The organism is Saccharopolyspora sp. (assembly GCF_017434145.1).
Lineage (GTDB): Bacteria > Actinomycetota > Actinomycetes > Mycobacteriales > Pseudonocardiaceae > Saccharopolyspora_C > Saccharopolyspora_C galaxeae.
The window spans coordinates 1-4,690 of record NZ_JAFRFW010000986.1 but is presented as its reverse complement, the minus strand read 5'-3'; the positions used below and the strand labels follow the sequence as shown (position 1 = coordinate 4,690).

At 70.5% G+C, this 4,690-nt stretch carries 4 protein-coding genes and 1 pseudogene; 1 reads left to right on the top strand and 4 read right to left on the bottom strand.

The genetic code is table 11. The annotated features are described in order from the left end of the window. Positions 1–144, top strand: a pseudogene (locus tag IJH84_RS26765) (pyridine nucleotide-disulfide oxidoreductase); the annotation flags it as partial. 6 nt (positions 145–150) lie between these two features. Here the strand turns inward: IJH84_RS26765 and IJH84_RS26760 are convergent. From IJH84_RS26760 to IJH84_RS26745, 4 genes are all read right to left on the bottom strand, one after another. After that, the gene (locus IJH84_RS26760; RefSeq protein WP_200069465.1) at positions 151–1,170 is read right to left on the bottom strand and encodes a TIGR03842 family LLM class F420-dependent oxidoreductase; all 1,020 of its coding nucleotides are present in this window, start codon (positions 1,168–1,170) and stop codon (positions 151–153) included. Positions 1,171–1,268: 98 nt separating this feature from the next. Then, complete coding sequence (gene hydA / locus IJH84_RS26755) at positions 1,269–2,669, bottom strand: dihydropyrimidinase (RefSeq protein WP_295150423.1); 1,401 nt, start codon at positions 2,667–2,669, stop codon at positions 1,269–1,271. Positions 2,670–2,673: 4 nt separating this feature from the next. Then, positions 2,674–3,978 carry an aspartate aminotransferase family protein gene (locus tag IJH84_RS26750; RefSeq protein WP_200069467.1) on the bottom strand — a complete coding sequence of 435 codons (1,305 nt, stop codon included), beginning with the start codon at positions 3,976–3,978 and terminating at the stop codon, positions 2,674–2,676. 57 nt (positions 3,979–4,035) lie between these two features. Next, positions 4,036–4,690 (bottom strand): nitrilase-related carbon-nitrogen hydrolase (locus IJH84_RS26745; protein WP_295150418.1); only part of this gene is annotated, 655 nt, incomplete at its 5' end.

Below are 4,690 nucleotides of genomic sequence, written 5' to 3'. Positions count from 1 at the left end.
GGCACGCAGGTCGCGGCCGAACCGCGGCTGCACCTGGTCGGCTACGGACCTTCGGCCAGCACGATCGGCGCGAACCGGGCCGGACGGGCCGCGGCTTCGGCGGTCAAGCGGCTGCTGGACGCCGAGGTCGCCGCCGCGAGCTGACCGGGCTCAGCGCGTGGCCGAGTCGTCCGCCCGCACCGCCGGGATCACCTGCGAGCCGTATTGCTCCATTGTGGACTCTATTGCGTCGTGCATGGCGTAGAGCGCGAACTGGTCGACGCCGGCGTCGCGCAGCTCGGTGAGCTTGTCGATGTGCGCCGGAGCCGGGCCGAGCAGGCAGAAGCGGTCCACGATCTCGTCCGGCACGAACTCGGTGTCCGGGTTGTCCGCGCGGCCGTGGTGCGCGTAGTCGTAACCGGCGCGGTCCTTGACGTAGTCGGTCAACGCGGCTGGCACCGCGTCGGACTGCGCGCCGTAGCGGGTGACCAGGTCCGCCACGTGGTTGCCGACCATGCCGCCGAACCAACGGCACTGCTGGCGGGCATGGGCGAGGTCGTCGCCGACGTAGGCGGGCGCGGCCACGCAGACGGTGATCTCGGCCGGGTCGCGGCCCGCGTCCGCGGCGGCCTGCCGCACGTGATCGACCATCCAGCGGGTCAGCAGCGGGTCCGCGAGCTGCAGGATGAACCCGTCCGCCACGCGTCCAGCCAGTTCGAGCGCTTTCGGCCCGTAAGCGCCCATCCACACCGGCAGCGAACCGTTGCGCACCCACGGCAGCCGGACCTCGTTGCCGTCGAGGCGGACCTCGCGCCCCTCGGCGAGGTCCCGGATGACCTGCATCGCGTGTTCCAGCGTGGCCAGCGTGTTCGGTTTGCCGCCGGTGACCCGCACGGCGGAGTCGCCGCGTCCGATGCCGCAGACCGTGCGGTTGCCGAACATCTCGTTGAGCGTCGCGAAGGTCGAGGCGGTGACCGTCCAGTCCCGGGTGGCCGGATTGGTCACCATCGGGCCGACGACCATGCGGTCGGTGGCCGCGAGGATCTGGCTGTGGATGACGTACGGCTCCTGCCACAGCACGCACGAGTCGAACGTCCAGCCGTGCTCGAAGCCGAGGTCTTCGGCGCGGCGCATCAGGTCCACCACCCGCCAGGCGGACGGGTCGGTTTGCAGCACGAGACCGAATCGCACGGGCGCCTCCGTGGTCGTCGCTGAACGGGTCGTCACTGAACGGTCATCACTGAACGGGTCGCAGGCTGATCGCCGGTGGTGTGCGGGGACGCCCGCGATCAGGTCACGTACCCGCACGTACCGCGCGGCAGGAACTGGCCGTGCCCGGCGCGGCCCCGGTACTCGCCTTCATCGAGGATCACCTCGCCGCGGGAGAGCACCGTGTCGACGCGGCCGGTGATGCGTCTGCCCTCGTAAACGCTGTAGTCGACGTTCATGTGGTGCGTCGTGGCGGAGAGCACCTGCTCGGCAACCGGGTCGTAGATGACGACATCGGCATCGCTGCCCGCCGACAGCGAGCCCTTCCGCGGGTGCAGGCCGAACATCCGCGCGGGAGCCGTGCTGGCCAGTTCCACCCAGCGGCGGCGGGTGATCCGGCCCGCCACCACCGCCTGGTGCAGCAGGTCCACCCGGTGCTCGACGCCGGGCAGTCCGTTCGGGATCTTGGAGAAGTCCCCGAGCCCGAGCTCCTTCTGCGGGGTGAAGCAGAACGGGCAGTGGTCGGTGGCCACCACCGACAGGTCGTCGGTGCGCAGCGCCCGCCACAACGACTCCTGGTGCTCGGCGGGCCGCAGCGGCGTCGAGCACACGAACTTGGCGCCCTCGAAGCCGGGCCGGTCGAGTTCGGTCACGTCCAGGAACAGGTACTGCGGGCAGGTTTCGCCGAACACCGGCAGCCCGGCGTCGCGGGCCTGGGTGAGTTCGGCGACCGACTCGGACGCGGACACGTGCACCACGTACAGCGGGGCCTCGGCGACCCGGGCGAGCTGGATCGCGCGGTGCGTCGCCTCCGCCTCCAGCAGCGGGTGCCGCACCTTGCCGTGCTGGCGCGGATCGGTGCGGCCTTCGGCGAGCGCCTGCTGCACCAGCACGTCGATGGCGATGCCGTTCTCCGCGTGCATCATCGTCAACGCGCCGTTGCCCGCGGCCTGCTGCATGGCGCGCAGGATCTTGCCGTCGTCGCTGTAGAACACGCCCGGGTAGGCCATGAACATCTTGAAGCTGGTGATGCCCTCGCCGACCAGCGCGTCCAGCTCCTTGAGCGCCGACTCGTGCACATCGGACAGGACCAGGTGGAAGCCGTAATCCACCGCGCACTGCCCGTCGGCCTGCGCGTGCCAGGAATCCAGGCCCTCGCGCAGGGAATGGCCGATCGACTGGATGGCGAAGTCGATGATCGTCGTGGTGCCGCCCCAAGCCGCCGCACGGGTACCGGTCTCGAACGTGTCCGAGGCGTAGGTGCCGCCGAAGGGCATCTGCATGTGCGTGTGACCGTCTACCCCGCCGGGGATCACGTAGCGCCCGCGCGCGTCGATCACCCGGTCCGCGCCGGGTCGCCACTGCTCGGCCAGTTCCGGCGTGGCCACCGCTGCGATCTTCTCGTCGACGACGAGGACGTCGGCTTCGACCTCCTCGGTCGCCGTGATCACCAGGCCGCCGCTGATCAGTGTTCTGCCCATGGCCTCACTCCTGCGCTCTCGCGAGTGCGTCGACCAGGACCGCCGCTCCGTCCCGGGCCTCCTGCTCGGTGAGGCTCAGCGGCGGAGCGATCCGCAGCACGTTGTTGTCCAGGCCGCCCTTGCCGATCAGCAGTCCGCCGCGGCGGGTCTCCTCCAGCACCCTGGTGGCCGCGGCCGGGTCGGGAGCACCGGTGTCCGGCCGGGCCAGCTCGACACCGAGCATCAGGCCCTTGCCGCGCACGTCGGCCACGATCGGCAGCCGCTCCCGCGCCTTCTCCAGTTCGCCGCGCAGCACCGAGCCCACGCGCAGCGCGTTGCCCTGCAGGTCGTGCGCCAGCAGGTGGTCCAGGTTCGCCAGCGCGCCCGCAGTGGTGACCGGGCTGCCGCCGAAGGTGGACAGCGAGCTGACCTCGATGCTGTTCATGATCTCGGCACTGGCCACGACGCCGCCGATGGACATGCCGTTGCCGAGGCCCTTGGCGAAGGTCATGAGGTCCGGCGAGCCGCTGCCGCCGTGCGCCTGCCAGCCCCAGAAGTGTTCGCCGGTGCGGCCCCAGCCGGTCTGCACCTCGTCGCTGATCCACAGGATGCCGTGCCGATCGAGGATTTCCTTGAACCGGGCGAACAGCCCGTCCGGCGGCACCGCGAACCCGCCGACGCCCTGGATCGGCTCGGCGATCAGGCAGGCGACGTTGCCGTGCAACTGGCCGAGCACGTCTTCCAGGTCCTCGGCGCAGGCGTCGATGAACGCCTCGTCGGACAGCTCCGCGAGCTTCGTGCCGCGCCTGCGGCTGCCGTGCACGTACGCGGTCTGCACCGGCGAGAGGCTGGTCGGCGACCACGCGCGGTTGCCGGTGATCGCCAGCGCCGAGAACGAGCGCCCGTGGTAGCTGTTGCGCAGCGCGAGCACCTGGTTGGACCCGCGGTACCCGGTGGCCAGCAGCAATGCGGTGTCGTTCGCCTCGGTTCCGCTGGAGGTGAAAAAGACCCGCGGGTCTTCGATGCCGGACAGTTCGGCGACCCGCTCGCCCAGTTCGATCATCGGCCGGTTCAGGTACAAGGTCGAGGAGTGCAGGATGCGGCCGGCCTGCTCGCTGACCGCGGCGGTGACCGCGGGCAGCGCGTGCTCGGTCATCGTGGTCAGGATGCCGCCGAAGAAGTCCAGGTACCGGTTTCCCTCGGCGTCCCAGACGTGCCTGCCCTCGCCGCGTTCGATCTCGATCGGCTCGTCGTAGTAGGTCGCCACCCAGTCCGGCAGCACCGCGCGGCGCCGCTTCGCCAGCTCGGTGTGCACGCCAGTGCCTGCCATCGCCGTCCTCTCCTCGTTGCTCGGATGCGCGTGGATCGCTCGGGTGCCCGCGGGCGGTCAGGGGGTGGTCAGCGGGCCGTAGGCGTCCGGCCTGCGGTCGCGGTAGAAGGCCCACTTGGTGCGCACCTCGTCGAGCAGGTCGAGGTCCAGGTCGCGCACCAGCAGCTCCTCGTCGGTGTCGCTGGCCACCTCGCCGACGAACTGCCCGTAGGGGTCCACGAAGTAGCTGCTGCCGTAGAAGTCGTTGTCGCCGTACTCCTCCACGCCGACGCGGTTGATCGCGGCGATGAAGTACTCGTTGGCGACCGCGGCGGCCGGTTGTTCCAGCTTCCACAGGTAGGAGGAAAGGCCGCGGCTGGTGGCCGAGGGGTTGTAGACGAGCTGCGCGCCCGCCAGACCCAGCGCCCGCCAGCCCTCCGGGAAGTGCCGGTCGTAGCAGATGTAGACCCCGACGCGGCCGACCGCGGTGTCGAACACCGGCCAGCCGAGGTTGCCGGGGCGGACGTAGTACTTCTCCCAGAAGCCGGGCAGGTGCGGCAGGTGGTGCTTGCGGTACTTGCCGAGGTAACTGCCGTCGGCGTCGATCACCGCGGCGGTGTTGTAGTAGAAGCCCGGCCCGTCGACCTCGAAGATCGGCACCACGACGACCATGCCGAGTTCGCCGGCGAGCGCGCACATCCGGCGGGTGGTCGGCCCGTCCGGCACGGCCTCC